This is a genomic window from Streptomyces sp. NPDC110618 (assembly GCF_055657065.1).
The window spans coordinates 79,647-106,349 of sequence record NZ_JBVKBN010000017.1 but is presented as its reverse complement, the minus strand read 5'-3'; the positions used below and the strand labels follow the sequence as shown (position 1 = coordinate 106,349).

The following is a 26,703-nucleotide window of genomic DNA, read 5'->3' as shown; positions in this document are numbered from 1 at the left end:
TCCGGCGCCTGCCACCCTGGCGCGGATCACCGGCCCGGTGCAACCGAGGGCGCTGCGACCGAGGGCGCCGCCGCTACCAGTCCCCGTCCTCGACCGGCTGCCCCTTGAGGTGCTTCACCTGGCCCGGCACGGGAGCCTCCCAGGGCTCGTGGTCGTCGCCGATCCACTCGCCGACCGGCTTGACCGCCTCCAGCGTGCCGGTGGGGTCCAGATCCTGGGCCGCGTCGTCGTAGTAGTCGAACCAGGGCAGCCCCGCCCGCGTGTACGCCGCCCGGTCCACGGGCGACGGCGGCGGCTCCTCGCCGGTGATCCGGCGCCACTGCGGGGGCGTCACCAGATGGACGAAGACCCGCCCCGCCGGTTCCTCGGCCCAGTCCGACGCCGGGCGGTCGTCCCGGTAGACCTCCTGGCGCATCGAACCGCCCACACCGAGCCCCATGGCCGGAGCCGACCGGGGTGCCGCACCCGGCGCGGCCGCCGGTGCCGCCGGAGCCATCGGCGGCGCGCCGAAGGGACCCCCGGCCGCCGTGAACGCCCGTCGCCGCTCCTCGCGCAGCCGCTCCTCCTCACGCCACCGCGCCAGCGCCTCGGCGCCCAGCGGGAACGTCTGGAGCTGGACGCCGCCCCAGACCTCCTCCCCGGTCACCTGGCCCTCCACGGTGGCCCCGAGCCCCAGCGGCACGGCCACGAACTGGCGGACCGTGCCCTTGCCGGAGTTGATGCCGTCCAGCCACGGCTGGCGGGGGAGGACGAGGTAGTTCTGCGGGTCCCGGGCGAGCCGGTCGCTCCACGGCTTTCCGGAGACCGCGCACACCTTGCCCACGCCGACCTGCAGAGCGGCGGGCTCGGCGGTCCCGGCGAAGCTCAGCCACATCGCCTCGCGCAGATACACCGGCAGCATCACCCCGCCGCGCGCCCGCCACTCCCGCGGAACCGTGTCCGGGTAGTCCGCCACCCGCCGCAGCGGGAACTCGCCGAGCCCCGGCGGCAGCGGATGCGTGCCCGTCTCGGGCAGCCGCAGCGTGCGGATGAACCGCACCGCCGCCCCGCCCGGCAGCCGCAGAGTGTTCCCGTCGATCCGTACGCCGTCGCCCACTGCCCGTGCCCCCCTGTCGATGACCTTGTCACCGGGGACGACGGACCGAAGCCAGCCGGTTCCGGCCGACCCGCACCGTCTCCTGGAGCCGGGTCAGCCGCGGCATCCGCTCCCGCTGCTCACTGGAGACCCGGTCCAGCTCCTCCAGCAGCCGGCGCGAGCGGTGCTCGGTGTCCATCTCGTCGAGCATGCGGGTGACCTCGGTCAGCACCGCGCCGTGCAGCTGCCACTGGCGGGCGTCGCGCTGGACCTCCTCCAGCAGCAGCTGGGCGAGCTTGTCCCGGGTCGCGGCGGCCTGCCGCAGCTCGGTGGCGAGCCGCTCCTCGGCGGACTCGGCGTTCTCGCTGACATGGGCGGTGACCAGCACCGCGAAACTCACCACCGCGTCGGCGACCTCGGAGAGCACCTGCTCCACGGCGGCACCGATCTGCGGTGCGAACAGCGGATCGGGGTCGCGTTCCTTGGCCAGGTCGGTGAGCGTGCGGGCGATCACCCGCAGTACCACCGTGCAGATCTCCAGGGTGTCCAGGCCGGTCCGCAGCACCACCCGGTGCAGCAGCCCCTCGCGCACCCGCGGATTGAGCCGCAGGCTGTCCTCGGCCTGTCGGAGGGCCGCGTCCACCTCGACGATGTCGTGGTCGAGCCGGCGCGCCTCGTACAGCCGGGCCGTGGCACGCTCCACCGGCGTACGGCCGGCCGCCTCCTCGCCCATGCTCAGCATCAGCTGCCGGACCCGGCGCGCCAGCCCCTCGATGGACTCGCCCGCCTCGTCCACCCAGACCGGCGGCGCGAGCAGCAGATTGCAGCCGAGCCCGACGACCGCGCCGATCAGCGTCTCCAGCACCCGCGCCCACGCCGTGTCCCCGACGGAGGTCACCCCGAGCACCAGCATCGCGCTGATCGCCACCTCGGGGACGTACTCGTCCACCCGGACCAGATGCCCCACGGCCAGCGAGGCCAGGATCACCAGCGCCAGGCTCCACCAGGTCAGACCCACCAGCAGACTGAAGGCGACGGCGACGAGGACCCCGGCCACCACCGAGTTCACCCGGCGCACGCCGTTGGTGAGGGTCGCGTAGAGGGTGACCTGGACGACCAGCAGGGCCGTCAGGGGCGCGGTGAGTGGGGCCTTCTCGGGGCTCAGGTGCAGGGCGATGACGTAGGCGACCGTCGCCGCTGCCGTCGAGCGCAGCATCTGGACGACCGCGGGTTCCCGGCTCAGCTTCAGCAGCCGCTCCCGCGACACCCACTGGCGTACGTCAAGCATCCTTGCGCTGTTCCCCTCTCACGTCTCACGAAGCTCCCACGGAGCGACGAACATGATCACGCGGTCCACCGAGCGGACCGCGACAGTCCGCAAGGAGGCCCAGAGTGATCGACTCGGGGTCGCCTGACAAGAGTCGGCGGCGGAAAGAAGGAGGAAATCCCCCCGATCCGACCGCCGGAGACCCGCACCCGCGGACGGGGGCCGGCCGGATGGTGTCCGGCCCGGCCGCACGCGAGCCTGGGATCATGAAACGGCACCGGACCGCGACGGCCCTGACCCTGTTCATCATCCTCGGCACGACGGCGTCCGTCCTCCCGGCGGCGGCCTCCGCCCCGCACGGGCGCGCGGCCACGGCAACCGACCGCGACGAGGCCGTGGTGGACGCCCTCGCCCGCGCGGCGCATCCCCTGCGCAGCGTCGAACCCGGCGGCGACACACGGGACCTGCGCGCCCTGGACCGCATGATCGGCGACGCCCGGGTCGTCGGCCTCGGTGAGGCGACCCACGGTTCCCACGACTTCTTCGCCCTCAAGGGCCGCGTCCTGCGCCACCTGGTCGAGGAGCGCGGGTTCCGCGCCTTCGCCCTGGAGGCGCCCTGGAGCACGGTCGCCCGCCTCGACGCCTACGTCGTACGCGGAGAAGGCGATCCGCGGCGCATCATGCGGGACGAGTTCCAGCGCGACTTCCGGTGGTGGAACAACACCGACTACCTGCGGCTGATCGAGTGGACCCGCGCCTACAACCTCCGTCACCCGGCCGACCCGGTCCGCCTGGTCGGCGACGACATCGCCTGGTCCGGTCCCGAGTTGTACGACGCGGTCACCGCGTACGCCGCCGAGCGCGACCCGAAGACCGCGGCCCGCCTCGAAGAGTTCTACCGCGGACTGCGGCCCACCGAGCAGACGGGCGCCTACATCGAGCGGTACCTCGGCGAGCCGTACACCGTGCGCAAGGAAAGGGCGGAGCGCACCGGACAGGCCCTGGAACTGCTGCACGGCTTGGCGCCGGGCAAGGACCGGGCGGCGTACGAGCGGGCGGTGCAGGACGCGAGGGTGATCGACCAGACGGCACGGCAGTACGCCTTCGACTTCACCGACCCCGCGCAGGTGTCCGAGGCCATGCGCTACCGGGGCGAGCAGATGGCCGCGAACGTGCTGTGGTGGCAGCGGCACACCGGTGCTCGGATGCTGCTCTCGGCGCACAACAACCACGTCGGCTACGTCCCGGACATGCCCGCCCAGTACCTGAAGGTGCAGGGCGCCTTCCTGCGCGACGCGCTCGGCGCCGGGTACGTGAGCATCGGCCTGACCTTCGACCACGGCTCGTTCCGGGCCACGGGCACCGACGACGAGTCGGTCGTGCGCCGGTGGGCGGTGGGGCCGGCGGGCCCCGGCACCAACGAGGCCGTCCTCGACCGGGTGCCCCACCGGAACTACCTGCTCGACCTGCGTACGGTCGGCTCCCCGGCCCGGGAGTGGCTGCGCCGGGAGCGGCCCACCCGCAGCGTGGGCACCGCCTACCCGGACGGCCCGCACGACATCGCTCTCGCCCGCAGCTACGACGTCCTGATCCACCTGCACCGGGTCTCCGCGGCCCGGCTGCTGGAGCGGTGAGCCGGGGGCTCAGACCCCCAACTTCTCCAGGAAGGCGCTCAGATTGCCCTCGGTCCGCGCGATCTGCTCCTCCAGGGTGAGGCTCTCCTCGATACGGATGCCCGAGTCGGGGATCTTCTTGCCGCGCAGGTAGAGGGAGCAGGCGAGGTCGGTGCACATGTACAGGCCGACCGAGTTGCCCTCGCGGCCCGCCGGACCCGCCTTGCGCGCGGTCATCAGGGAGACCCCGCCGCCCCGGTGCGTGGTCAGGCACAGCGAGCACAGGCTGCGGTGCAGGAATCCGCGCTGCTGTGAAGGGAAGCGCAGCGTGACGCCGATCAGCCGTCCGTCCCGCTCGGTGACCAGATAGCTGCGGTCGGGCGCCCCAGGATCTCGCCAGCCCAGGAAGTCCAGGTCGTCCCAGGGGAGTTGGTCGAGGTCCCTGGGGACGCTGAGCCTCTTGGCCTCGCCCTTGGAGCAGTTGACGAACGAGGAGCGGATCTCGGACTCGGTGAGTGCTTTCATGGGGGCCTCCTGAGGGGGTGTGCCGACGTCGATACCTAGGCTCCGATACCTAGGGCTCCTAGGTTTTCGCCTAAGGCTAGGCGTCGTATGCCTGTAAGGGCCAGCGAATATTCAGTGGGAAGGGGCGGGGCATGGGGACGGACTCCCGGAAACGGGCCGAGCGGATGCTGGACGCGGCGGGACTGCCGCCGGGCGACCTGACGGCGGTGCGATCGCTGTCGGGCGGCACCTACAACACGGTCGAGGAACTCCTCCTCGCCGACGGCACCCGGTACGTGCTCAAGGTCCCGCCCGCCGAGACCGTCCCCGGGCTGAGCCACGAGCGGGCGCTGCTGGTGTCCGAGGCGGAGTTCTACCGGGCCGCGGCCGCCGTCGGGGTCGCGGCGCCCAGGGTCGTCGCCTTCACCGAGGGCGCCCTGCTGATGACGGCGTGCCCGGGGGAGGCCTGGGACGACTCGCTCACCGATGCCGAACAGCGGGACCTGCGCACCGAGCTGGGCCGCCAGGTGGCCCGCCTGCACACCGTGACCGGGCCGGGCTACGGCTACCCCTCCGGCGCCCTCGGCCCCCTCGCCGCCGACTGGCGCACCGCGTTCTCCGTACTGCTCGACGCCGTCCTCGACGACGCCCGCCGGTACCGGCCGTGGCTGCCGCGCTCCGTCGAGGAGACGGACCGTACGCTCCGGGCGGCCCTGCCCGCGCTCGACGAGGTCAGCGAGGCGTGCGCGGTCCACTTCGACCTGTGGCCCGGCAACATCCTGGTCGACCGCTCGGCCGGGACGGCCCGCATCGGCGGGATCATCGACGGGGAGCGCATGTTCTGGGGCGACCCCGTCGCCGACTTCGTCTCGCTGGCCCTGCTCGGCGACATCGAGAAGGACTCGGCCTTTCTCGACGGCTACCGCGAGGCGGGCGGCCGGGTCGACTTCGGCCGGTCCACCCGGCTCCGGCTGGCCTGTTACCGCGCCTACCTCTACCTGATCATGCTCACCGAGACCGTGCCGCGCGCCGTCGACGAGGGGCGGTCGCGCTGGACCCGCGAGACAGTGGGGCCGGAACTGGTCGCGGCGCTCGACGCGATCACGGAACTGAGCCGCTGACCCGGTATCTTCCAGGGCGTCCAGGTCGGACGGCGTGTTGACAGGGGGAGCCAGATGGTGGGGCGGAACAGGCGGACGGTACGCGATCTACGGCGGGGCAACCGCGCGGCGGTCCTGCAACGCCTGTACTTCGACGGCCCCCTCAGCCGCTTCGAGCTGGGCCCGGCCACGGGACTCAGCTCCGGCTCGGTCAGCAACGTGGTCGCCGACCTGCTCGCGGACGGGGTACTGGAGGAGGCGGGCAACGTCGAGTCCGACGGCGGCAGGCCGCGCACCCTGCTCCGGGTGGCCCCGGGCGGCGGCCACATGATCGGCGTGGACGTCGGCGAGACCCGGGTGCGGGTCGAGCTGTTCGACCTCGCGCTGACCGAACTCGGCCGCACCGAGCGGGTCCTGGGCGCCGAGGGGTACGCGGTCGAGGTCGTCGTGGGGTACATCCACGACGCTGTCGCGGAGGTGCTGGCCGCCGCCGATCTCGCCCCGGAACAGCTGCTCGGCATCGGCATCGGGGTGCCCGGCATAGTCGAGCACGACCCCGAGCGCGGGGCCGTGGTGCATGGCCAGACCATCGGCTGGGACGCCGTCGCACTGGAGTCACTGCTGCGGGAACGGTGCGAACTGCCCGACAGCATCCCGTACTTCATCGACAACGGCGCGCGCACGCTCGGCCAGGCGGAGATGTGGTTCGGCGCGGGGCGCGGGGCCCGCAGCGCGATCGTGGTGCTGTTCGGCTCCGGGGTCGGCGCGTGCGTGGTGACCCCGGAGGCGGGGGAGGGGCGCGCCGTCGAGGGCGGGCACCTGACCGTCCAGGTCGCGGGGCGCCGCTGCCGCTGCGGCGCGCCGGGCTGCCTGGAGGCGTACGCCGGCGCCGAGGCGCTGCTGGAGCGGTGGCGGGAGGCGGGCGGGCGGCCGCCCGAGGGCGCCGACCAGGAGAGCGCGCTCGCGGCGCTGATGTCGGCGGCCGCCGACGGCGACCGGGTGGCGCGGGAGCTGCTGGCGGAGACCGCCGAGTACATCGGCGCGGGCCTGTCCGACCTGATCAACCTGTTCCGGCCGGAGCGCATCCTGATCGGCGGCTGGGCGGGTCTGCGGCTCGGCGCGGCGCTGCTGCCCGACATCCGGCGGCATGCGGCCGCGTACGCGCTGCGGCACCCCGCGGAGCGGGTCGGCATCGACCTGGGCGGGCTCGGACCGGACGCGGTCACCGTCGGGGCGGCGATCCTCCCCCTCGCCGCCTTCTTCGCCCTCGGCGGCCGGCGGGCCGAGCCCGCCCCCGAGGAACCGCGGCCCGTCTGGCACGCGGCACTCGCGGACCGCGCACCGCGCTGACGTTTCGCGACGCCCGCCGGCGGTACTCGCGGGACGCCACGCGCCGCGAACGGACGCCGCGCGTCACGAACGTAAGGAGGCGCCCCGTGAACAGCCAGAAGGGCGAGCCCGTGCCGAGGGACCTGCCGGACCAGCTGGCGGGGGCGGGCGAGGACCCCTGGGACGTGAACCCCGAGGACCTGGACACCGCGCCGGAGGACACCCCGGAGTCGGACGAGGCGGGCACGGGCCGCAAGGGGTCTCGGCGGGACGCGAACGTCCACCCGGAGCATCCCGCGCCGGACGAGTCGACGGCCTAGCCGGGCCTAGCCGAGCCGAGCCGAGCCGGGCGGCCGAGCCGGGCTGAGCGGGGCCTGGCTGGGCCGAGCCGGGCGGGGCAGCCCCGGGGGAGCCGACCCGGGTGGACTGGAGGCCCCCGATCAGCCCGCCTTGCGCCCCCGCATCGGCTCGGTCGCCTCGCCCGCGCCCGACCGCATGCCGTGCAGGAACTCCTCCAGCACCTCGGGGGCCGAGCGGCGGGGCTGCCAGTTCAGCTCGGTGCGGGCCCGGGTGCAGTCCATCAGGGGCATACGCAGCACCGCGTCGAACAGGTGCGGTGAGGCGGGCAGCAGATGCAGGCCCCAGGCCGCCGCGACCGCCGAGCGGGCCGCCGTGGGCGACAGACGTACCGGGCGGGCGTCGAGCAGCTCACCGAGCAGGGCCGCGTCCACCGGGGGGTCGGCCGCCAGATTGAAGGCGCCCTTCACCTCCGCGCCGATCGCCAGCCGGTACGCCTCCGCCGCGTCGTCGGTGTGCAGCGCCTGCACCCGCAGCCCGGGGATGTCCGGCAGGAACGGCAGCAGCTCCGGCCGGGCCAGCTGTCCCGGCACAAAGCGTCCGCCGAAGATCCTGCGCTGCTCGCTCGCCGACTCCCGCTTGAACAGGAACGCCGGCCGCATCCGGACCACCCGCACCTTGCGGTGCCGTCGCTCGAAGGTGTCCAGGGTCCGTTCCAGATACGCCTTCTCCCGGCAGTAGGCGGCGCCGGGCCAGCCGTGCGTGGGCCAGGACTCGTCCACCGTGTCGTCCTTGGGACCCGGCGAGTACGCGCCGACCGACGAGGCGTGCACCAGCGTCGGCACCCTGGCGGTGGACACCGCGTCGAAGACCCGGATCGAGCCGAGGACGTTCGTGCGCCAGGTCGCCGCGGGATCGTGCGTCGGCTGGAAGGCCCAGGCCAGATGGACGACCGCATCGGCGCCGGAGAACTCCTGCACCAGATCCGTCTCCTCGGAGGCCAGGTCGGCCGCCGACCACTGCGTCTTCGGCGGGAACCAGTCCGGGATCCTGCGGGCCAGGCCCAGCACCGACCCTACGGAGGGATCCTCGGAGAGAAGGCGCACGAGGCTCGTACCGACATTCCCCGTGGCCCCCGTGACGACGATCCTGCTGCCCTGTGTGCTGCTCACGGTCGACTCCTCTCCGCAAAGGGGAGCAGCCGAGTACCCCGCGCCGGGAAGAGGAAAGCCCCGACCGCGACGGGGGAATCACGGTCGGGGCGGATCAGGGGGCACGTACCGTGCCTGCATCAAGTTCAACGGAGAACCATCCCGTGCTGTTCCCCTGCCACCGGTGACGCGTGTCACCGCTTCTCGGCTGCCCCTTCCAGTGTCACCCCATCCGGGCGAACGGGCTGTCGCCGAGCGAGGCCAGCAGGTGCGCCGGACCGTCGTACACGGCCTCGGCGCCCGCCTTCTCCAGATCGGCCCGCGCGATGCCCCCGCACAGCACGGCCACGCACCGCACCCCCGCCCGGCTGCCCGCACGCATGTCCCACACCGTGTCCCCGACGAACACCGCGTCCTCGGCGGACGCCCCGGCCAGCTCCAGCGCGTGCTCCACGGGCTCCGGCGCGGGTTTCCCCTGTTCCACGTCATCGGCGCTGGCGGTCGCGGCGATGGCGTCGTCCGCGTCGATCGCCCGCCGCAGCGCGCCCAGCTCCGCGCCGCCCGCCGAGGTGGCCAGCACCACCGTCCAGCCGTCCCGGTGCAGTCGCCGCAGCAGCTCGCCGGAGTCCGGCAGGGCGGGCAGCCGGTCGAAGTACTGCCCGTACAGCGCCTTGTGCGCGGCGCTCAGCTCCTCGTCGCGGTCCTGATCCCGGTCGTCCCCGAGCAGGTGCGCGATCAGATCGCCGGAGCCGAGTCCGACGGCGCGGTGCACGGCGTGCATGGGCACCCGGTGGCCCGCCTGCCGGAAGGCCTCCCACCACGTGACCACGTGCAGATGATTGGTGTCGACGAGTGTGCCGTCCACGTCGAACACAGCCGCGCGTCCCATACGCCCGTCCCTCCGCCGTCCTGTTCAGCCGGACCGTCCGAGTACCACGTCAGGACCCCGTGACGCGTGCGGGCAGGCGCCGCTCGCGCGTCCAGGCCAGCAGCTCCTCGCGCGTCCACGTGGTGACCACGCGCCCGGCGGGCACCCCGCACTCCTCGGCCCGGGCGCAGCCGAGCACCTGCCAGTCCAGCTGTCCGGGCGCGTGGGCGTCAGTGTCGATCGAGAGCAGCACCCCTGCGGCCACCGCCCGGCGCAGCAGCCGGCGCGGCGGGTCCAGGCGTTCGGGACGGCTGTTGATCTCCACCGCGGTCCCGGTCTCCGCGCACGCCGCGAACACCTCGTCCGCGTCGAACTCGGACTCCGGCCGCCCCCGCCCGGTGATCAGCCGCCCGGTGCAGTGCCCCAGGACGTCGGAGTGCGGATTCCGTACGGCGGCCACCATGCGCCGGGTCATGGAGCGGGCGTCCATGCGCAGCTTGGAGTGCACCGAGACCACGACCACGTCGAGCCGGTCCAGCAGCTCGGGCTCCTGGTCGAGGGAGCCGTCCTCCAGGATGTCGCACTCGATGCCGGTGAGCAGGCGGAAGGGCGCCCAGGTCTCGTTGAGGGCCGCCACCACCTCCAGCTGCTCGCGCAGCCGCTCAGCCGACAGGCCCCGGGCCACCGTCAGCCGGGGCGAGTGGTCGGTCAGCACCGCCCATTCATGGCCCAGCGCCTGCGCCGTACGGCCCATCTCCTCGATCGGACTGCCGCCGTCCGACCAGTCGGAGTGCAGATGGCAGTCGCCGCGCAGGAGTGCACACAGGCCAGTGCGGTCCGCCGGGTCAGGCTCCTCGGCCCGCAGCTTCTCCAGATAGCCCGGCACCTGCCCGGCCAGCGCCTCCCGGGCGACCTGCGCCGTCTTCGGCCCGACCCCCTTCAACGACTCCAGCGTCCCGGCCACCGCCCGCTCCCGCAGCTCCGCCTCCGGCAGCGCCGCCAGCGTCCGGGCGGCGGTGCGGAAGGCCCGTACCCGGTAGGTCGGTGCCAGGGACCGCTCCAGCAGGAAGGCGATCCGCTCCAGGGCCTCGACGGGATCCATCGCCACCTCCGCCTCCAGGGTTGCCCAGCAGGCGGAGGCCCGCACGGCGGGCTCGACAGGTTCGGAATGGACAGATCCGCTTTACTCTCGTTGCATGACCGAAATCGCGAGCCCGTACATCTCCCATCCGCGGATCTTGGTGCTCGGGGTCCAGCCGGGCACGCCGCCGTTCCGCATCGTGGAGATCGACGGTGAAGTGGTGGGTGAGGCGAAAGCCGTCACCGATGTCCTGTCGGCCGCCGCCGCGTACGGCATCACCGTCCATGACCTGGACGACCCGGATGTCGTGCGCTGGGTCGGCGGCGACAAGTTCACCTGGACCCTGCACTAGGACAGGGCCCAGGGACCGAGGTCCGTCGTAAAGAAGGGTCTCAGCCGACCGTCCACTTCTGGTTGGCGCCGCCCGTGCAGCTCCAGATCTGCAGCCGGGTGCCGTTGGCCGGATTGTTGCCGGTCACGTCCAGGCACTTGTTCGCCTGGGGATTGACGATGTCGCGTGCCGCGGTGACGGTCCAGCGCTGGTTGGGCCCGCCGGTGCAGTCCCACAACTGGACGGTGCTGCCGTTCGCGGTGCCGTTGCCGGTGACGTCCAGGCACTTGCCGAGCGCCCGGATGGTGCCGTCGGAGCCGACGGTCCACTGCTGGGCCGAGGTGCCGTTGCAGTCGTAGAGCTGGACGGGGGTGCCGTTGGCCGGGTTCGCCCCGGCGACGTCGACGCACTTGCCGGCCAGGCCCCTGATCGCGCCGCCCGCGGGGGTGTCACCCGTGCTCACGGTGACGTGGTCGACGACCATCTGCTGCGGGAAGACCGTGGAGCCGTCCGGGTCGCCGGGCCAGTAGCCGCCCACCGCGAGGTTCAGGATCAGGAAGAACGGCTTGTTGAACACCCACTGCCTGCCGCCGAGATCGGCGGGCGTGCGCCGCTGGTAGACGTTGCCGTCCACGGACCAGGTGATGGAGTCCGGCGCCCAGTCGATCGCGAAGGTGTGGAACGCGTCGGCGAAGGCCTGGCCGTTCGGCAGCGTGTACGCGGCGCCGATGCCGCCCGAGCCGAAGTAGCCGGGGCCGTGCAGGGTGCCGTGGACCGTGGCGGGCTCGAAGCCGACGTTCTCCATGATGTCGATCTCGCCGGAGGCGGGCCAGTCGACGGGGGTGCCGAGCATCCAGAACGCGGGCCACATGCCCTGCCCCCGCGGCACCTTGATGCGCGCCTCGACGTGTCCGTACTGCGCGGTGAACTTCCCCGCGGTGTTCAGCCGGGCCGAGGTGTACTCGCATCTGCCGTACCAGCACTGGTAGTTGGCGGGGTTCTCGCGCCGGGCGGTGATCACCAGATGGCCCTGGCCGTCGAGGGCGGCGTTGCGGTTGCCGTCCGTGTAGTACTGCCGCTCGTGGTTGTTGACGTTGTCGCCGGTCTCGATGTGCCACTTGGCGGAGTCGACGGCCGAACCGGCGGGCCCGTCGAAGGTGTCGGAGAACGTCACTGCCCTGACGCCGGGCCCGTCGTCGGGCTCCGCCCGGGCGGAGCCGGTGGCGGCGGTCGCGACGAGGGCGGCGGACAGGGCGGTGAGCAGCCAGGCGCGCAGGGCGCGGAATCTGCGGGAAGCGGGCACGACTCTCCTTCCGTCGGCATGCCGTGGGGAGCGCGGGCCGACCGAGGTGGGGGTGAAGGTGTGTCGCTTCTTGACTTAAGGCGTGAGGTAAGAGGGCGTCAATACCTTGGTACGGACCAGTAGTCGAGAGGGGTGCGCGTCGCTCCCCGTGACACTTCCGGCCCGCCGTCCGATGACTCTATGTGCACGTCGGGTGCCAACTCCCGTTGCATTCCGTGCAGATGATGCAGGAGATGTGACGACCTTCACCCCGATGTAGCCGAAAGTGATGAATTCCTTACGTAACAGACCCGTAAGGGACTGTACGCAGGTACAGCGCGACCTTTGGAGGTATCCGTGCGACCGTTCACGCTCAACTACGCCTGTCCGCAGGGGCCGACGACCACCCTGACGCCCTACAGCTTCGACAGCGCGCGGCAGTTGAACGTCCTGCCCGACGGCCGACCCGCCGTCATGGACCGGGAGCTGCTTCTCGCGGCCGGGACCACGACGTCCACCGCGGGTTCCCAGACGCACTTCGACGACTGAGGTCCGTCCTCGCGATGACCGTGCTCATCCTCACGTCCGAGGAGGACGTCACCGCCGACATGGTGGTGGCCGGACTGCACAGCCTGGGAACCCCGGTGCTGCGGCTGAACCCAGCCGATCTGCCGGGGAAGGCCGTCCTGTCCGCCGACTACGCACACGGCGACTTCACCGGCCACCTCTCGGTCAACGGCCACGTCCTCAGCATGGGCGGACTGCGTTCCGTTTGGGTACGAAGACCCGGCGAGCCGGCCGCACACGCGCCCGAGCCCTCGCCGTGGCTGACCGCCGAGACCCGGCAGGCCCTCTACGGCATGCTCTACTCCGCCACCGCGCGCTGGATGAACCATCCCCGCGACGCGGAACGGGCCCGTCTCAAGCCCTGGCAGCTGCGGGTCGCCCACCTCAGCGGATTCGCCGTGCCGCCGACGGTGTTCACCACCTCGCCCCGGCTGGCGCGGGAGTTCGCCGAGGAACACAAGGACGTGGTGGTCAAGTCCGCCTCGGGGCCGCCGCCGGAGGAACCGGGGATGGCCCTGCCCACCACGCTGATCGGGCCCGAGGCGGACTTCTCCGCCGTCGCGGCCGGTCCCGCGCTGCTGCAGCGGTATGTGCCCAAGCGGGCCGACATCCGGCTCACCTGCGTCGGCACCCAGCTCTTCGCCGCCCGCAAGGCGGCCGAGCCGGGCCAGGTCGACGGCCGCTACGGCGACACCGGGCACCCCTGGCAGCCGGTCTCCGTACCCGGCCGTATCGCCGCCTCGGTCCGCGAGTACGCCGCCCTCGCCTCCCTCGCCTACGCCGCCTTCGACTTCGCCGAGGACGAGGACGGCGTCTGGTGGTTCCTGGAGTGCAACCAGGGCGGCCAGTTCGGCTTCATCGAACTGGAGACGGGCCAGCCCATCGCGGAATCGGTCGCCCGCTGGCTGTCCCATGTGCCGGCGCACCTGCGGCCGGCGGGGCGCCGGTGAACGCCCGGAGGTGGTCGAGGAGGCCGTCGTCAGGTGGCGTGCTGTGCCGCGCTGTGCCGGCAAGTGGTCCTCGTGCAGACGGGGCCGTCACCGACGTATTCACGGCAGTTGCCGCACTGGCGGCACTTCGTGCCGAAGAAGTTGTCGGCGATACCGGTCGGCCCCGACCGTCTGATCATGTCCGTGGCCTCGCGACGCGCCCTGATGACCAGCAGCGCGGCCTCGTCCAGGATGTCCGTCCGTTCGGCAGGCTTCGTCATCGCGGAAACACCTACACCTTCGCCGCACCCCGAGCACACTTCCATCGTCGGCCCGCCGACCCGGGCCTGCCACTGCAGGATGTGTCAGCCCGCGTGCACCGCACGCCCCAGCCGCCGCCCCAGCAGCGCATAGCCGAGCAGGGCGCCCGTGGTGTTCAGGATGACGTCGTCGATGTCGAAGGCGCGGCCGGTGACCAGGGCACCCTGGGCGCATTCCACCAGCAGCATCACCGTCGCCGTCAGCAGCACGACGCGCAGGACACCCCGGGCCTGCGGGGCGAGCATCGGCGCGAGGACGCCGAACGGGACGCCCAGGAGCAGGTTCCCGCCGATCTGGCGGACCGCGTCGCGCAGTTCGGGCTGGTCGAGGTAGGCGCGCAGGGAGCGGCCGGGGTGCAGGTTGGTGTGGGTCAGGGACTCCGAGGCGGGGGACGGCTCCAGGGTTAGTCTGGCCAGGACCACAGCGAAGGCCACCATCAGGGTGAACGCGCACAGCATCGCCAGCAGGCGGGCCAGGACACGGAGCAGATCGGGGGCCGCGCGGGCCATGTGGTCCTCCAGTCCTCAACTACCTTCAGAGACAGGCCGGTTACCCCCTGCGCCGCCTACGATGCCGCCCCGTAGTCGACCTTCACCTCCGTGAAGCCCAGCGAGTGCAGCAGCCCCTTGAGCATGTCCGTGGTGTTCGCCTCGGCCCGCTCCGTCAGCGCGCTCTCCTTTGCCGCGTCGCCGATGTGCCGGGCGGCGAGTTTCTGTACCGCCTGTTCGCTGTTGGGGTTGTCCGAGAAGAGGTCGCCGATCCGGTCGAGCAGCCCGCGCCGCTTGGAGACGGCGTAGGAGCGGTCCGGGTCGAGCGCGGGCTCCCCGAGCGCCGCGTGCGGCAGCCGGAGCGTGGCCGACGTACGGTCCTTGTCGACCGTCACGTCGTCCGCGCCGACCTTGCCGAGATCGACGTACGCGTCCACGGTGCCCGCCCCCACGTACAGCGTGCGCGTACCGCGGAGCGCGTCCGGCAGGTACTTGGCGTCCTTCTCCAGGTCCACCACCACCTGGAAGTTCCCGGAGGCGGCGTCGTAGCGGCTGATGTCCTGGACGGACTCCAGCAGCGCGGGCCCCGAACGGTCGTGGGTCTCGGTGCCGAACAGGTCCTTCAGCCCCGGCAGCACACTCATCGCGAGCCCGGCGAACAGCACGGCGAGCACCAGCACGACGGCGCTGACGGCCTTCGCCCAGCCGGGTACGAGACCAGCGAGGCGCCTGATGGGAGTCGTCATGGCGACGGCCCTCCTTCCTCCTGTCCGGATGCCCCCGAACGGGCATATGAGACAGGGTGGTTGGCCGCTACCGGCGGCTGACGGAAGCACAGGGGGCGCACGAAGCACCGGACGGAGTGCGACCCGTCGGCCCAGTAGCATCGGCCCGGCAGCAGAAACGATCATGCGAGGAGCGGATCCGTGCGAGACATCGCCGTGTTCAGCGGTAGCGCCCACCCCGAACTGGCCGCCGAGGTGTGCGCGCACCTGGATGTGCCCCTCAGCCCCACCCGGGTCAGCCGGTTCGCCAACGACTGCCTGGAGGTGCAGCTCCAGGCCAACTGCCGGGAACGGGACGTCTTCCTCGTCCAGCCGCTGGTCGCCCCGGTTCAGGAGCACCTGGTCGAACTGCTGCTGATGTGCGACGCGGCGCGCGGCGCCTCCGCCGGGCGGATCACCGTCGTCATGCCGCACTATTCCTACGCCCGCTCCGACAAGAAGGACGCCCCGCGCATCTCCCTCGGCGGACGTCTGGTCGCCGACCTGATGGTGGCCGCGGGCGCGAGCCGGGTCCTCGCCATGACCCTGCACTCGCCCCAGGTGCACGGCTTCTTCTCGGTCCCCGTGGACCATCTGCACGCCCTGCGCGAACTGGCCACCCACTTCCGCCAGTACGACCTGTCCCGCACCACCGTGGTCTCGCCCGACCTCGGCAACGCCAAGGAGGCAGCCGCCTTCGCCCGGATGCTCGGCGCCCAGGTCGCCGCCGGCGCCAAGCAGCGGTTCGCGGACGACCGGGTCAGCATCAACTCCGTCATCGGCGAGGTCGCGGACCGCGATGTCATCGTGCTCGACGACGAGATCGCCAAGGGCAGCACGGTCCTGGAACTCCTCGACCGGCTGCGTGAGTTGGGTCCGCGCTCGATCCGGGTGGCCTGCACCCACGGCCTGTTCACCTCCGGCGCCCTGAAGCGGATCGGCGAGCAGCCGGACGTGCTGGAGATCGTGTGCACCAACACCGTGCCGGTGCCCGAGGAGGAGCGCACCGACAAGCTCCGGGTGCTCACCGTCGCCCCGCAGCTCGCCGAGGCGGTTCGACGCATTCACAACGGTGAGTCCGTCAGCGCCCTGTTCGACGCGCCGTCGAGCGAATAGACAGGAAGGCACAGCCGGGAATGGCCCGGCCTCACTCACCCGATGAGGAGGCCCCGCAGTGGCGAAGGCGAAGTTCGAGCGCACCAAGCCGCACGTGAACATCGGCACCATCGGCCACATCGACCACGGCAAGACCACCCTCACGGCGGCCATCACCAAGGTGCTGCACGACCGCTACCCCGACCTCAACCCGTACACGCCGTTCGACCAGATCGACAAGGCGCCCGAGGAGCGGCAGCGCGGCATCACCATCTCCATCGCCCATGTCGAGTACCAGACGGAGACCCGTCACTACGCCCACGTCGACTGCCCGGGCCACGCCGACTACATCAAGAACATGATCACCGGCGCCGCCCAGATGGACGGCGCGATCCTCGTCGTCGCGGCCACCGACGGGCCGATGCCGCAGACCAAGGAACATGTGCTGCTCGCCCGCCAGGTGGGCGTGCCGTACATCGTCGTCGCCCTCAACAAGACCGACATGGTCGACGACGAGGAGATCCTGGAACTCGTGGAGTTGGAGGTGCGCGAACTGCTCACCGAGTACGAGTTCCCGGGCGACGACGTCCCGGTCGTCCGGGTCTCCGCGCTCAAGGCACTGGAGGGCGACGAGCAGTGGGCGCGGTCGGTGCTCGATCTGCTGGACGCCGTCGACTCGGCGGTGCCGGAGCCGCAGCGGGACGTGGACAAGCCGTTCCTGATGCCGATCGAGGACGTGTTCACCATCACCGGCCGCGGCACCGTCGTCACCGGCCGGATCGAGCGCGGCACCCTGCGCGTCCACAGCGAGGTCGAGATCATCGGCATCCACGAGCAGAAGACGAAGACGACCGTCACCGGCATCGAGATGTTCCGCAAGCTCCTGGACGAGGGCCGCGCCGGGGAGAACGTCGGCCTGTTGCTGCGCGGCGTCAAGCGCGAGGAGGTCGAGCGCGGGCAGGTCGTCATCAAGCCCGGATCGGTCACCCCGCACACCGAGTTCGAGGCGCGGGCGTACATCCTGTCCAAGGACGAGGGCGGCCGTCACACGCCGTTCTTCGACAACTACCGTCCCCAGTTCTACTTCCGCACCACCGATGTCACCGGTGTGGTCTCGCTGCCGAAGGGCACCGAGATGGTCATGCCCGGCGACAACACCACCATGACCGTCCAGTTGATCCAGCCGGTCGCCATGGAGGAGGGCCTGAAGTTCGCGATCCGTGAGGGCGGACGGACCGTCGGGGCCGGTCAGGTCACCAGGATCTTGAAGTAGCCCTGTCGATCTGTCGCTCTGTCGACCTGTCACACCGAGCCGGACGTGGCCTCGGGCTGGCCCAGGGCCGCGTCCAGCGTCGGATGCGGAGGAAGCAGCAGGGCGAGACCGGTGATCCGCATCATGCGCAGGGTCAGCGGATGGTCGCAGACCAGCTGGAGCTGCCCGCCCTGGTCCAGGACCCGGGCGCGCGCCCGGTACAGCAGCCGCAGCCCGGAGCAGTCGAAGAACTCCACGGGACGCAGGTCGATCACGATCCGCGCGTGCGGACGGGCCGTCACCCGGTCCAGCTGGGGGAGGAGTTCGATGGCGGCGGCGATGTCGATCTCGCCGAGGAACTCCAGGACCGTGTGCCCCCGGTCCTGGCGGGCACGCAGGTGGCGGGAGAAGAGTGCAGGTTCCTGCTGCACGACCACATCGCCTCCAACCTGCGCCCTGGGGTGTCGGGGGTACCGGCGGACGACCGGAAGCAGAACCGGTCCCCGCACTGCAAGTTACCCTCGATGGAGGCAATCTGAGCATGTTCGATTGACATATGTCTTTGAATTGCGCTCCGGCGTACGCGGGTTGGCGCTCAGGGACCACAACTTCGGCCGGTTCACTACGCCGTGCGACCCGGTGCCGGACGAGGAGCGCCCCCGTCCGGCACCGCCTGTGTCACTCGCCCAGCAGGACCAGCTTCCCTGCCGTACGGCCGGTCCCGCCGAGCCGGTGCGCCTCGGCGGCCTCGGCCAGCGGGAAGGTTTCGGCGATCGTGGCGCGCAGCGCGCCCTGTTCGATCAGCCCGGCGATCGCCCGCATCCCGGAGTGCGAGGCGTCCACCAGCATCCGCACCGCCCGCACCCCGAGCCGCTGCGCCTCCTCGTAGAACTCGGCGGAGCCCACCGGCAGGATCGACACCACGATCCCGCCCGGCCGCAGCACCCGCAGCGAGCGCAGGCTGTAGTCGCCGCCGATCGTGTCCAGCACGACATCGACGTCCTTCGCCACCTCGGCGAAGTCGGCCGACCGGTAGTCGATCAGCTCGTCCGCGCCCAGCGTCCGCAGCAGCTCGTGCTTGCCCTCGCTCGCCGTGCCGATGACATGGGCGCCGCGCGCCTTCGCGATCTGCACGGCCACATGACCGACCCCGCCGGCCGCCGCGTGGACCAGCACCCGCTGCCCCTCCTGGAGCCCGGCCGTCTCGACCAGCGCCTGCCACGCGGTCAGCGACACCAGCGGCAGCGCGCCGCCCTGGACGTGGTCGATCACGGCGGGCTTGAGTGCGAAGGCACGGGCCGGGCCGGTGACGTACTCCGCGTGCGAGCCGTGCCCGTACGGGTACGGCAGCATCCCGAAGACCTCGTCGCCGGGCCGGAACCGGGCGACCCCGATACCGACCTCCTCCACCACCCCGGACACGTCCCAGCCGAGGACGAACGGCGGCTTGCCGAGGAACCCGCCGTTCTCCCGGTGCTTCCAGTCGGTCGGGTTCACTCCGGCCGCCCGCACCCGGACCAGGATCTCGTTGGGGCGCGGTGAGGGCCGCTCCCGCTCCACGACCTTCAGGACCTCGGGACCGCCGAGGACGTCCTGACTGATGGCTCGCATCGTCTGCACAGTGCTCATGGTCCACCAGCCTGCCGTCGGTCCGCCTCCCGGGAAATGGCACGATTGCCAAGCTTCGATAGGATCGTGCCATGGTCAAGGAACGCGTGGTCGTCCTGGCGCTGGACGGCGTCTACCCCTTCGAGCTGGGCATTCCTGCCCGCATCCTCGGCGCGGCCGGGCGCTACGAGGTGCTGACCTGCTCGGTGGACGGCCGCCCGGTGCGGACGAACGCCGACTTCACGGTCGGTGTCGAGCACGGGCCGGAACTGCTGGCCACCGCCGACACCGTGGTCGTCGCCGCCGTCGACCCGTGGTGTCTGACCGAGCGGCTCCCGGACGAGGTGACCGAGGCCCTGGCGCTGATCCGTCCCGAGGCCCGGATCGTCTCGATCTGCACCGGTGCCTTCGTCCTGGCGGCGGCCGGGCTCCTCGACGGGCACCGGGCCACCACGCACTGGCACCTCGCCGACCACTTCCGGCGGCTGTATCCGCACATCGAGCTCGACCCCGACGTGCTGTTCGTCGACGACGGCCGGATCCTCACCTCCGCCGGGGCCGCATCCGGGGTCGATGTGTGCCTGCACATCGTGCGCAAGGACCACGGCAGCGAACTCGCCAACTTCGTCGCCCGCAGCTGTGTGGTGCCGCCGTTCCGCGAGGGCGGACAGGCGCAGTACATCCAGCAGCCGGTGCCGCAGCCGGGCGGCTCCAGCACGGCCGCCACCCGGGCCTGGGCGCTGGAACGCCTCGGCGAGCCGCTGACCCTGGCCGATCTCGCGGCGCACGCCCGGATGAGCCTGCGCACCTTCGCGCGCCGCTTCAACGACGAGGTGGGCCTGAGCCCGGGGCGCTGGCTGATCCAGCAGCGGGTCGCGCGGGCCCGGCATCTGCTGGAGGTCAGCGATCTGTCGGTGGACCACATCGCGGGAGAGGTCGGCTTCGCCACGGGGGCCTCGCTGCGGCAGCACCTGCATGCCGCGATCGGGGTGTCGCCACAGGCGTACCGGCGCACGTTCCAGGAAGCCCGCCGCGCCTGAACGTTTGGGGATGCCGCCGCGTCGGAGGGGTGCAGATACAAGCGGCGGACCAGGGGTGGGCATGCGTACCAGGCTGATGGCGGTGGCGTTCGGGGTGTTGGCGGTCGGGGTGACCGCGGTGGGGTGCGATGACGGTGCGGAGGGGGCTGTCGACGACAGGGCGTCGGCTCCGGCCACGGTGTACTCCGGGTCGCTGCGCGACTCCGCGGAGCGGGCGCTGGAGTGCGACGGCAAGGTCTTCTCCAAGGGCGGCGCCGACCGGTGGGGCGAGGGCGACGCGGGCGCGACCCCGGAGGAAGGACTGAAGCTCTACTTCGAGTTCGAACAGCCCGATGTGCCGCCCACCGGTTACCGCGAGGAGCGGCGGGAGGGGGATCGGGTGCTCTATTCCCTTGACGTGGACGGACGTACCAAGGTCGCGGTGATCGTCGCCAAGGGCGGGGAGGGGCGACCGGGTTGGGGGCCGGAGAGCAGTGCGCAGTGCGATCCGGCCGAGCTTCCGGAGAGCTATGACAGTCCGTTCGAGATCTGGACCGATGAGCGTGGGCGGCGCGTACCCGTCACCGAGGTGCACAGCAGCGTGGGTGCCGAGCACTGTGGCTGGCAGGAGGCGCACCTTCTGTCGACCGGGTGGGGGAAGGGGGGCCGTCTCTTCGCCCGGGATCCGGAGGGGGTGCTGCCGCCGGGGTCTTTGACGGCTCGCTATGACGGTTCCGCCCGTCTGCCGGGCGATGCGCGGGACACCGGGTACCGGTACGGGGACTGGGAGTTGTGGCTGAGTGACGCCACCCCGACCAAGGCGTACGTCCGCACGCCGGACGGGGTGGAGGTGTGGCCCGCGACGAAGAAGGGCTTCGGCTGCCGGTAGTTCGCGCCGCGAGGCTTTTCCTCGCCCCCGCCGCCCCTACCCTCCCCCAGAGGGGGGACCCCCACCGTCCCCTGGGGGCTCCGCCCCCCAGACCCCCAATCGGCCCTGAACGGGCCTCGTCCTCAAACGCCGGACAGGCTGAAAGCGGGGGCGAAGCCCCTGACCTCAGGGGCGCGGGGAACTGCGCGAACAACCCCCACCCACCCGCACCCGAAACACAACCCCTCGGGGTCGAAGGGGCGAAGCCCCTGGAGGACGGGTCGGGTAGGGGCGGCGGGGGCGAAACACCTCCGGCTCACCGACTGCGGTGCAGCGCCACCAGCAACTGCCAGACCTGGTCCGCCACTTCCTCCGCGGGCGCCTCGATCAGGCCGTGCAGCCAGTCGGCCAGGACGCCCGCGAACGTGGCGGTGACCGCCGAGGCGACCAGAGGGGCGTCCGGCGCGCCGACCAGCTGGCGTTCGCGCAGGCTGTAGGCCCTCAGGTCGTGGTGGAGCATACGGCCGAGGGGCCCGCCACCGCCCGGCGCGAGGAGTTCCCGGTACAGCCCGGCATGCGGAGCCAGCGCACGGAAGAACTCCACCAGCGCGGGCGGCGCGTGCACCGGATCGGGCCGCCCCCGCCAGGCGTGCAGGGCCTCCACGGCCTCGCGCACCACGTCCGCGCAGGCGTCGACGGCGAGCGCCTCCAGGCCGTCGTAGTGCAGGTAGAACGTGGCCCGGCCGACGCCGGCCCGCCGCACCACCGCGGCCACCGAGACCCGGGAAAGCGGTCGCTCGGTGCACTCGTCGAGCAGCGCCTGCCGCAGCCGCTGCCGGGTGCGCGCGGCCCTGGGGTCCTCGGGCCCCGTCGTGTCACTCACCCCGCCGCCAGGACCGCGGCCAGAGCCAGCGCGCCGGGCAGCGCCTGGGCCAGCAGGATCCGCGGGTTGGCGGTGGCCCCGCCGTACACGCCCGCGACCACCACGCAGACGAGGAAGAAGATCTGGACGTCGTGGCCCGTGGGGTCGGCCGCGATCAGGCCCCAGACCAGTCCGGCCGCCAGGAAACCGTTGTAGAGGCCCTGGTTGGCGGCCAGCGGCGCGGTGGTCCGGGCCAGCTGTGGATCGAAACCGTGGAGTGAACGCCCCGGTGCCTTCTGCCATAGGAACATCTCCAGCACCAGGATGTAGAAGTGCAGCGCGGCCACCAGCCCCACCAGCACCTTCGCGAGTGTTTCCACGGAATTCCCTCTCCTCGACTCATGGACAGGTGTCCACTATAGCTGGACATCTGTCCAGGATCGATTCCGACTGATTCCTGGCAGAGAGTGACGGAACGCTCACCTCCACCGACCGGGCCTGGTTGATCCTTTTGCCCTCGAACCCGATAAGCTCCCCCACGGCGCCGCGAGTTGACCCGTCACCCCCTGGGTTCGCTCGTGGTGCGTACTCATGAGTGCGTCCCCCCTTGCACGCCCCCCTTGTTCGATCGTGTTGGTTCGAAGGATGCAGATGGAACTCGCCACTCCGCCCCCGGCGGCGCGGGCCCCTGTCGCCTGGTACAGCTGGTGGCTGATGCCGCTGGCTTTAGGAGGCGGGACGGTAGCCGCGACATTCATGAGCTCCGAACGAATAACCGCCGCGGTCGCCGGCGCCGCGGCCACCGCGGCCGGCACCGCGTGTGTACGGCTGCTGCTCCGCACCCGGACCCAACTCGGCCGCGCCGAAGCCTCCTTCCGCGCCCAGCAGGCCGAGCACTCCCAGCAGTGGCAGCAGCATGTGGCGGGCCTGGAGCGGAAGTTCGCGGCCGAACGGGTGGCCCTGGACGGTGAACGCGCCGCCATGGAGAGCCGCCTGAACGAGCAGGCGGGCGAGTACGAGGCCCGGCTCGCCGAACAGACCCGGCTCTTCGAGGAGCGGCTGGCCGGACAGGCCAAGGCCTACGAGGCCCAACTCGCCGACCAGGCCGAAGGATTCAAGGAACAGCTGGCCGACCAGCACGAGGCCGTCGCCCGCCTCGCGGCGGAGCAGCTTCCCCAGACGCTGGAGCGGTTGCGCGCCGGTGACGCCGTGGACGACCTGCTGCCGGTCGTCAGTGAGCACACCAAGGTCAGCAAGGAACTCCGGGCCGAACTGCGCAAGGTGCTGCGCACCTCCCTGATCGGCGTGGAGACGGAGTTCAACCGCTCCACCTCCGCCGAACAGGCCGTGATCAGTATCGGCAACCGGATCCACGTCCTGACCAGCAAGCTGCGCGGACGCCTGCACGAGATGCAGGGCGAGCACGGGCGGCTGCCGTCCGTGGCGCGCGGCCTGATGGAGCTGGACCAGGCGATCGGCCCCGCCGACTGTCTCGCCGCCAGCGTCGGCGTGCTCGGCGGCTCGGACCGCCCGGGACGCCAGTGGCAGGAGCCCCAGCGCCTGCTCAGCGTGGTCCGCGGCGGCATCGGCCGGATCAAGGACTTCCACCGCGTCGAGGTACGGCATCTGCCCGACCTCGGCGTCGACGGCGGTCTGGTGGACCACCTCACGCTGATCTTCGCCCACCTCCTGGACAACGCGGCCCGCTACTCGCCGCCCACCGAACCGGTGGTCGTCTCCGGCAAGGAGGTGCCGAACGGCGTCGGCATCGAGATCCAGGACTCGGGCAAGGGCCTGAGCGAGGAGAAGAAGCGCGAGGCCGAGCACGCGCTCGCCGGCACCGCGCCCGGCGCGGGTCTCGGCGGTATCTCGGAGGACGCCAGCATCGGCCTCCGGGTCGTCGGCACCCTGGCCCGCCGCTACGGCATCCGCGTCACCTTCGCGGACTCCCCGTGGCTGGGCACCTCGGTGGTCGTGGTGGTCCCGCACAAGTACTTCAGCCCGCTCCCGGCGTCCGCCGCGGCCACCGCTCCGGCGGCCCCGGCGGCGACGGAGTCCGCGTCCCGTACCGCCGTCGCCCCCGCGCCGGCCGCCACGGTCGCCGCCGACGACGTCGACACCACGCCCGGAGGACTGCCCCGGCGCCGCAGCAGGCGGAGCGAGGCGGCCCGTCACGAGCCGGCCGAACGCACCGAAAGCAGTGAGGGGACCGCGGTCGCGGCCGTCCCGCCGGACGCCTCCTTCGCCGGCCTGGCCGCCTTCGCCACCGCCGGCCGGGAGTCCGCAGACGGCGACAGCGGGTCCGGCGCCGACGTCACCGCCGGACGCGAGTCCACCGAGCACCACACCGAAGAGAGCGACAAGTCCGTATGACGCAGCAGGGAACCGACGTGAGCTGGGCGCTCCGCGATCTCGTGGAGTCCATCCCGGAGATCCGTTTCGCCCTGGTGGCCTCCAGCGACGGCAAGGCCATCACCTCCTACGGCGCCGAAGACCCCGACGACGTCGACCGCTTCGCCGCCGTGGTGGCCGGCCTGCAGGCGCTGGCCCAGCCGGTCGCCGAGCAGTTCCCCAAATACGCGGGGCAGTTGCGGCTGGCGATGATCGAGGTCGACGGCGGTCACCTGTTCGTCGTACGGGCCGGGGTGGAGACGTATCTCGGCGTCCTCGCCCGTGAGGGCCTCGACCAGGGGCTGCTCGGACACCAGATGCGGGACCTGGCGCGCAGAATGGGCGAGTTGCTGGGCACCACCCCGCGCCTGGAGGAGCACTCTGGATGAGTGCTCCCCGCCGGCCCACGGACCCGTCCGGTCTTGAGCGCTACTACGTCCTGACGAAGGGGCGCAGCGGACCGGGCGGTTCGGCGTCGAGCCTTGACGTGGCGACCCTCATCGTCTCCCGCGTAGCCCCCTTACCGGGCATGCAGCACGAGCACGAGGAGATCCTCCGGCGCTGCCGTGATCCGCTGTCGGTCGCCGAACTCGGCGCCCACCTCGGATTGCCCTTCAACATTCTCGCGGTGCTGCTGGCGGATCTGCTGGAGGCAGGTCGCGTCGAAGCCCGAGACCCCATTCCGGTGCACGGCGCCGGCCGCGGGCCCGACCTCGCGCTCCTTGAGGAGGTACTCAGTGGACTTCAAAGGCTTTGATCACCCCGGCGAGCTGTCGGCCGGTGGGACCCGTTCGGTGAAGGTGATGATCGCCGGCGGGTTCGGCACCGGGAAGACCACGATGGTCCGCTCGGTCAGTGACATCAAGCCGCTCACCACGGAGGAGACCCTCACCCAGGCGAGCGCCGACGTCGACCATCTGATCGGGGTCGCCGACAAGACGCAGACGACCGTCAGCCTCGACTTCGGCAAGATCAGCATCAACGACTCACTGATGCTGTACCTGTTCGGGACCCCGGGCCAGGAGCGCTTCTGGTTCCTGTGGAACGGCCTGTTCAAGGGTGCGCTCGGCGCGGTCGTGCTGGTCGACACCCGGCGGCTGGCCTCCAGCTTCCGGGCGATCGAGGAGATGGAGCGGCAGAACGTGCCGTTCGTCATCGCCCTCAATGTCTTCCCCGACTCCAAGGACCACCCCATCGAGGAGATCCGGGACGCGCTCGACATCTCGCCGCAGACGCCGATCGTGGTCTGCGACGCCCGCGACCGAGCCTCCAGCCGTGATGTGCTGATCACCCTGATGCGTCATCTGATGGAACGATCCGCAGCCGCCCTGGAGCCCCGATGACCGACCAGACCTTCGACAGTCCCGACGCCCCCCGCGGCTGCCCGGTCGCGCACGGTTCGGCCGACCTGGTCCGGCTGTACGGGGACGAGGTGGCCACCGACCCGCGAGGGATCTACGAGCGGCTGCGCAAGGAGCACGGCTCGGTCGCCCCGGTCTTGCTGGAGGGCGACATCCCGGCCTGGCTGGTCCTCGGCTACCGGGACAGCCGGCGGGTGCTCGACAATCCCCGCCAGTTCGCCCGCGACGCGCACTTCTGGCGGGACATGCGCGAGGGCCGGGTGGCGGAGAACTCCCCGCTGGTCCCGATGCTCGCCTGGCGCCCCGACTGCGTCTCGCAGGACGGCGAGGCGCACCGCAGGCTGCGCGGCGCCGTCAGCGACGGCCTCCAGGCCGCCGTGGACCGCGGCATCCGGCGCCACGCCACCCACTTCGCCAACAAGCAGATCGACACGTTCGCGCACCTGGGCCGTGCCGATCTGGTGACGGACTTCGCCGATCTGCTGCCGATGCTGGTGGTCGCCCGCATCCTCGGTCTCGCCGAGGCCGAGGGGCGGCGGCTGGTCGAGTCCTGCGCGCAGGTCATGAAGGGCGGCGAGGACGCCGTCACGCACGACGGCGTGATCCGGGAGATCTTCGGCGAGCTCGCCGAGCGCAGGCGCACCGAACCCGGCTCCGACCTCGCCACCAACCTGCTGGAGCACCACGCGGGGCTCGACCACGACGAGGTCGTGATGCACCTGCGCGCGATCCTGATCGCCGCGCACGTCACGACCAATCTGCTGGCCCGGGTGCTGGAGCTGGTCCTCACCGACGCCTCCCGGCTCTCCGGGCTGATCAGCGGCCAGCTGAACATCTCGGCGGTGATGGAGGAGGCGATGTGGAACTCCCCGCCGCTGGCCGTGCTGCCGGGCCGCTTCGCCGCCAGCGACGTCGAGCTGGGCGGGCACCGCATCGGGGAGGGTGACCTGCTCGTGCTCGGTCTCGCGCCGGGCAACCTCGACCCCGAGGTCCGGCCCGACCCGAGCGTGTCGGTGCACGGCAACCAGGCGCACCTGGCGTTCGGCTCGGGCCCGCACGAGTGCCCCGGGCAGAGCATCGGGATGTCCATCATCGAGATCGGCGTGGACATCCTGCTGCACCGGCTGCCGGGCCTGCGCCTCGCGGTGCCGCCGGAGGAGCTCACCACAACCTCCTCCACCTGGACCTCGCCGCTGGACAGCCTGCCGGTCGAGTTCGAGGTGTGACGCACCACCGGACGAAGAAGGCCGCTGCCCGACCGGGCAGCGGCCTTCTCCGTC

The 26,703-nt window shown here is 71.7% G+C and carries 30 protein-coding genes; 16 read left to right on the top strand and 14 right to left on the bottom strand.

Annotation, left to right across the window (positions count from 1 at the left end; genetic code table 11):
- Positions 1 to 73: 73 nt before the first annotated feature.
- Both ACZ7L7_RS26675 and ACZ7L7_RS26670 read right to left on the bottom strand, forming a co-directional pair.
- Positions 74 to 1,096 carry a hypothetical protein gene (locus ACZ7L7_RS26675; RefSeq protein ID WP_285511993.1) on the bottom strand — a complete coding sequence of 341 codons (1,023 nt, stop codon included), beginning with the start codon at positions 1,094 to 1,096 and terminating at the stop codon, positions 74 to 76.
- A 28-nt stretch (positions 1,097 to 1,124) separates the two neighbouring features.
- Positions 1,125 to 2,363 carry an FUSC family protein gene (locus ACZ7L7_RS26670; RefSeq protein WP_285511994.1) on the bottom strand — a complete coding sequence of 413 codons (1,239 nt, stop codon included), beginning with the start codon at positions 2,361 to 2,363 and terminating at the stop codon, positions 1,125 to 1,127.
- 245 nt (positions 2,364 to 2,608) lie between these two features.
- Here ACZ7L7_RS26670 and ACZ7L7_RS26665 point away from each other — a divergent pair, with 245 nt between their 5' ends.
- Positions 2,609 to 3,976 carry an erythromycin esterase family protein gene (locus tag ACZ7L7_RS26665; protein ID WP_453604737.1) on the top strand — a complete coding sequence of 456 codons (1,368 nt, stop codon included), beginning with the start codon at positions 2,609 to 2,611 and terminating at the stop codon, positions 3,974 to 3,976.
- A 9-nt stretch (positions 3,977 to 3,985) separates the two neighbouring features.
- Here the strand turns inward: ACZ7L7_RS26665 and ACZ7L7_RS26660 are convergent, their stop codons facing one another.
- Entirely contained in the window at positions 3,986 to 4,480 is a 495-nt protein-coding gene (locus tag ACZ7L7_RS26660; protein WP_285511996.1) for an FBP domain-containing protein, read from the bottom strand.
- A gap of 131 nt (positions 4,481 to 4,611) precedes the next feature.
- Here ACZ7L7_RS26660 and ACZ7L7_RS26655 point away from each other — a divergent pair, with 131 nt between their 5' ends.
- The 3 genes from ACZ7L7_RS26655 (at position 4,612) to ACZ7L7_RS26645 (ending at position 7,208) form a co-directional block, all read left to right on the top strand.
- Positions 4,612 to 5,580, top strand: coding sequence for a phosphotransferase family protein (locus ACZ7L7_RS26655; protein WP_472077473.1), 969 nt, complete (start codon positions 4,612 to 4,614; stop codon positions 5,578 to 5,580).
- A gap of 54 nt (positions 5,581 to 5,634) precedes the next feature.
- Positions 5,635 to 6,909, top strand: a complete 1,275-nt coding sequence (locus tag ACZ7L7_RS26650) for an ROK family protein (protein WP_472077471.1) — start codon at positions 5,635 to 5,637, stop codon at positions 6,907 to 6,909.
- An 86-nt stretch (positions 6,910 to 6,995) separates the two neighbouring features.
- On the top strand, positions 6,996 to 7,208 hold the full coding sequence (locus ACZ7L7_RS26645) for a hypothetical protein (protein ID WP_285511999.1): 213 nt from the start codon (positions 6,996 to 6,998) through the stop codon (positions 7,206 to 7,208).
- Between the two features lie 120 nt (positions 7,209 to 7,328).
- Here the strand turns inward: ACZ7L7_RS26645 and ACZ7L7_RS26640 are convergent, their stop codons facing one another.
- The 3 genes from ACZ7L7_RS26640 to ACZ7L7_RS26630 form a co-directional block, all read right to left on the bottom strand.
- Positions 7,329 to 8,357: an NAD-dependent epimerase/dehydratase family protein gene (locus tag ACZ7L7_RS26640; RefSeq protein WP_285512000.1), complete on the bottom strand. Its 1,029-nt coding sequence runs from the start codon at positions 8,355 to 8,357 to the stop codon at positions 7,329 to 7,331.
- A gap of 202 nt (positions 8,358 to 8,559) precedes the next feature.
- Entirely contained in the window at positions 8,560 to 9,225 is a 666-nt protein-coding gene (locus ACZ7L7_RS26635) for an HAD family hydrolase (RefSeq protein ID WP_285512001.1), read from the bottom strand.
- A gap of 49 nt (positions 9,226 to 9,274) precedes the next feature.
- Positions 9,275 to 10,306 (bottom strand): PHP domain-containing protein, encoded by a 1,032-nt coding sequence (locus ACZ7L7_RS26630; protein WP_453604746.1) that lies wholly within the window; start codon positions 10,304 to 10,306, stop codon positions 9,275 to 9,277.
- A gap of 94 nt (positions 10,307 to 10,400) precedes the next feature.
- Here ACZ7L7_RS26630 and ACZ7L7_RS26625 point away from each other — a divergent pair, with 94 nt between their 5' ends.
- On the top strand, positions 10,401 to 10,637 hold the full coding sequence (locus ACZ7L7_RS26625; RefSeq protein ID WP_093722032.1) for a hypothetical protein: 237 nt from the start codon (positions 10,401 to 10,403) through the stop codon (positions 10,635 to 10,637).
- Positions 10,638 to 10,677: 40 nt separating this feature from the next.
- On the opposite strand, the gene ACZ7L7_RS26620 is transcribed toward ACZ7L7_RS26625, so the two are convergent.
- Positions 10,678 to 11,919: a ricin-type beta-trefoil lectin domain protein gene (locus tag ACZ7L7_RS26620; RefSeq protein WP_285512003.1), complete on the bottom strand. Its 1,242-nt coding sequence runs from the start codon at positions 11,917 to 11,919 to the stop codon at positions 10,678 to 10,680.
- A 336-nt stretch (positions 11,920 to 12,255) separates the two neighbouring features.
- Here ACZ7L7_RS26620 and tgmA point away from each other — a divergent pair, with 336 nt between their 5' ends.
- Together tgmA and tgmB are read left to right on the top strand one after the other, a co-directional pair.
- Positions 12,256 to 12,447: a putative ATP-grasp-modified RiPP gene (tgmA, locus tag ACZ7L7_RS26615; RefSeq protein ID WP_285512004.1), complete on the top strand. Its 192-nt coding sequence runs from the start codon at positions 12,256 to 12,258 to the stop codon at positions 12,445 to 12,447.
- Between the two features lie 14 nt (positions 12,448 to 12,461).
- Positions 12,462 to 13,415: an ATP-grasp ribosomal peptide maturase gene (tgmB, locus tag ACZ7L7_RS26610; protein ID WP_453604749.1), complete on the top strand. Its 954-nt coding sequence runs from the start codon at positions 12,462 to 12,464 to the stop codon at positions 13,413 to 13,415.
- A gap of 29 nt (positions 13,416 to 13,444) precedes the next feature.
- Here the strand turns inward: tgmB and ACZ7L7_RS26605 are convergent, their stop codons facing one another.
- From ACZ7L7_RS26605 to ACZ7L7_RS26595, 3 genes are all read right to left on the bottom strand, one after another.
- A complete protein-coding gene (locus ACZ7L7_RS26605; RefSeq protein ID WP_285512006.1) occupies positions 13,445 to 13,675 on the bottom strand; it encodes a DUF6422 family protein in 231 nt (76 codons plus the stop codon).
- Positions 13,676 to 13,759: 84 nt separating this feature from the next.
- Positions 13,760 to 14,224 (bottom strand): VanZ family protein, encoded by a 465-nt coding sequence (locus tag ACZ7L7_RS26600; RefSeq protein ID WP_285512007.1) that lies wholly within the window; start codon positions 14,222 to 14,224, stop codon positions 13,760 to 13,762.
- 56 nt (positions 14,225 to 14,280) lie between these two features.
- A complete protein-coding gene (locus tag ACZ7L7_RS26595; RefSeq protein WP_472077467.1) occupies positions 14,281 to 14,949 on the bottom strand; it encodes a DUF4230 domain-containing protein in 669 nt (222 codons plus the stop codon).
- A gap of 180 nt (positions 14,950 to 15,129) precedes the next feature.
- On the opposite strand from ACZ7L7_RS26595, the gene ACZ7L7_RS26590 reads away from it, so the two are divergent.
- Together ACZ7L7_RS26590 and tuf are read left to right on the top strand one after the other, a co-directional pair.
- A complete protein-coding gene (locus ACZ7L7_RS26590) occupies positions 15,130 to 16,083 on the top strand; it encodes a ribose-phosphate diphosphokinase (RefSeq protein ID WP_261720219.1) in 954 nt (317 codons plus the stop codon).
- A 58-nt stretch (positions 16,084 to 16,141) separates the two neighbouring features.
- Positions 16,142 to 17,335, top strand: a complete 1,194-nt coding sequence (gene tuf / locus ACZ7L7_RS26585; protein ID WP_471431795.1) for an elongation factor Tu — start codon at positions 16,142 to 16,144, stop codon at positions 17,333 to 17,335.
- A gap of 29 nt (positions 17,336 to 17,364) precedes the next feature.
- Here tuf and ACZ7L7_RS26580 read toward each other — a convergent pair whose 3' ends face one another.
- Complete coding sequence (locus ACZ7L7_RS26580) at positions 17,365 to 17,745, bottom strand: anti-sigma factor antagonist (protein ID WP_285512011.1); 381 nt, start codon at positions 17,743 to 17,745, stop codon at positions 17,365 to 17,367.
- Positions 17,746 to 17,992: 247 nt separating this feature from the next.
- Positions 17,993 to 18,943, bottom strand: a complete 951-nt coding sequence (locus ACZ7L7_RS26575) for an NADP-dependent oxidoreductase (protein WP_472077464.1) — start codon at positions 18,941 to 18,943, stop codon at positions 17,993 to 17,995.
- Positions 18,944 to 19,014: 71 nt separating this feature from the next.
- On the opposite strand from ACZ7L7_RS26575, the gene ACZ7L7_RS26570 reads away from it, so the two are divergent.
- On the top strand, positions 19,015 to 19,962 hold the full coding sequence (locus ACZ7L7_RS26570; protein WP_285512013.1) for a GlxA family transcriptional regulator: 948 nt from the start codon (positions 19,015 to 19,017) through the stop codon (positions 19,960 to 19,962).
- Positions 19,963 to 20,023: 61 nt separating this feature from the next.
- Positions 20,024 to 20,830: a hypothetical protein gene (locus ACZ7L7_RS26565; RefSeq protein WP_285512014.1), complete on the top strand. Its 807-nt coding sequence runs from the start codon at positions 20,024 to 20,026 to the stop codon at positions 20,828 to 20,830.
- 295 nt (positions 20,831 to 21,125) lie between these two features.
- On the opposite strand, the gene ACZ7L7_RS26560 is transcribed toward ACZ7L7_RS26565, so the two are convergent.
- Positions 21,126 to 21,692, bottom strand: coding sequence for a TetR/AcrR family transcriptional regulator (locus ACZ7L7_RS26560; protein WP_471431799.1), 567 nt, complete (start codon positions 21,690 to 21,692; stop codon positions 21,126 to 21,128).
- Positions 21,689 to 22,051, bottom strand: coding sequence for a DUF1304 domain-containing protein (locus tag ACZ7L7_RS26555; RefSeq protein ID WP_453604760.1), 363 nt, complete (start codon positions 22,049 to 22,051; stop codon positions 21,689 to 21,691). Before ACZ7L7_RS26555 ends, ACZ7L7_RS26560 begins: the two co-directional genes overlap by 4 nt.
- Before the next feature lie 271 nt (positions 22,052 to 22,322).
- Here ACZ7L7_RS26555 and ACZ7L7_RS26550 point away from each other — a divergent pair, with 271 nt between their 5' ends.
- The 5 genes from ACZ7L7_RS26550 to ACZ7L7_RS26530 are packed head-to-tail and all read left to right on the top strand — an operon-like array spanning position 22,323 to position 26,649.
- Positions 22,323 to 24,044 (top strand): ATP-binding protein, encoded by a 1,722-nt coding sequence (locus tag ACZ7L7_RS26550; RefSeq protein ID WP_472077461.1) that lies wholly within the window; start codon positions 22,323 to 22,325, stop codon positions 24,042 to 24,044.
- Positions 24,041 to 24,451, top strand: coding sequence for a roadblock/LC7 domain-containing protein (locus ACZ7L7_RS26545; RefSeq protein ID WP_015655861.1), 411 nt, complete (start codon positions 24,041 to 24,043; stop codon positions 24,449 to 24,451). Before ACZ7L7_RS26550 ends, ACZ7L7_RS26545 begins: the two co-directional genes overlap by 4 nt.
- Positions 24,448 to 24,819, top strand: a complete 372-nt coding sequence (locus ACZ7L7_RS26540) for a DUF742 domain-containing protein (protein WP_285512018.1) — start codon at positions 24,448 to 24,450, stop codon at positions 24,817 to 24,819. Before ACZ7L7_RS26545 ends, ACZ7L7_RS26540 begins: the two co-directional genes overlap by 4 nt.
- Positions 24,800 to 25,405 (top strand): GTP-binding protein, encoded by a 606-nt coding sequence (locus tag ACZ7L7_RS26535; RefSeq protein ID WP_285512019.1) that lies wholly within the window; start codon positions 24,800 to 24,802, stop codon positions 25,403 to 25,405. Before ACZ7L7_RS26540 ends, ACZ7L7_RS26535 begins: the two co-directional genes overlap by 20 nt.
- Positions 25,402 to 26,649, top strand: coding sequence for a cytochrome P450 family protein (locus tag ACZ7L7_RS26530; protein ID WP_453604765.1), 1,248 nt, complete (start codon positions 25,402 to 25,404; stop codon positions 26,647 to 26,649). The genes ACZ7L7_RS26535 and ACZ7L7_RS26530 overlap by 4 nt, the downstream gene beginning before the upstream one ends.
- Positions 26,650 to 26,703 lie beyond the last annotated feature (54 nt).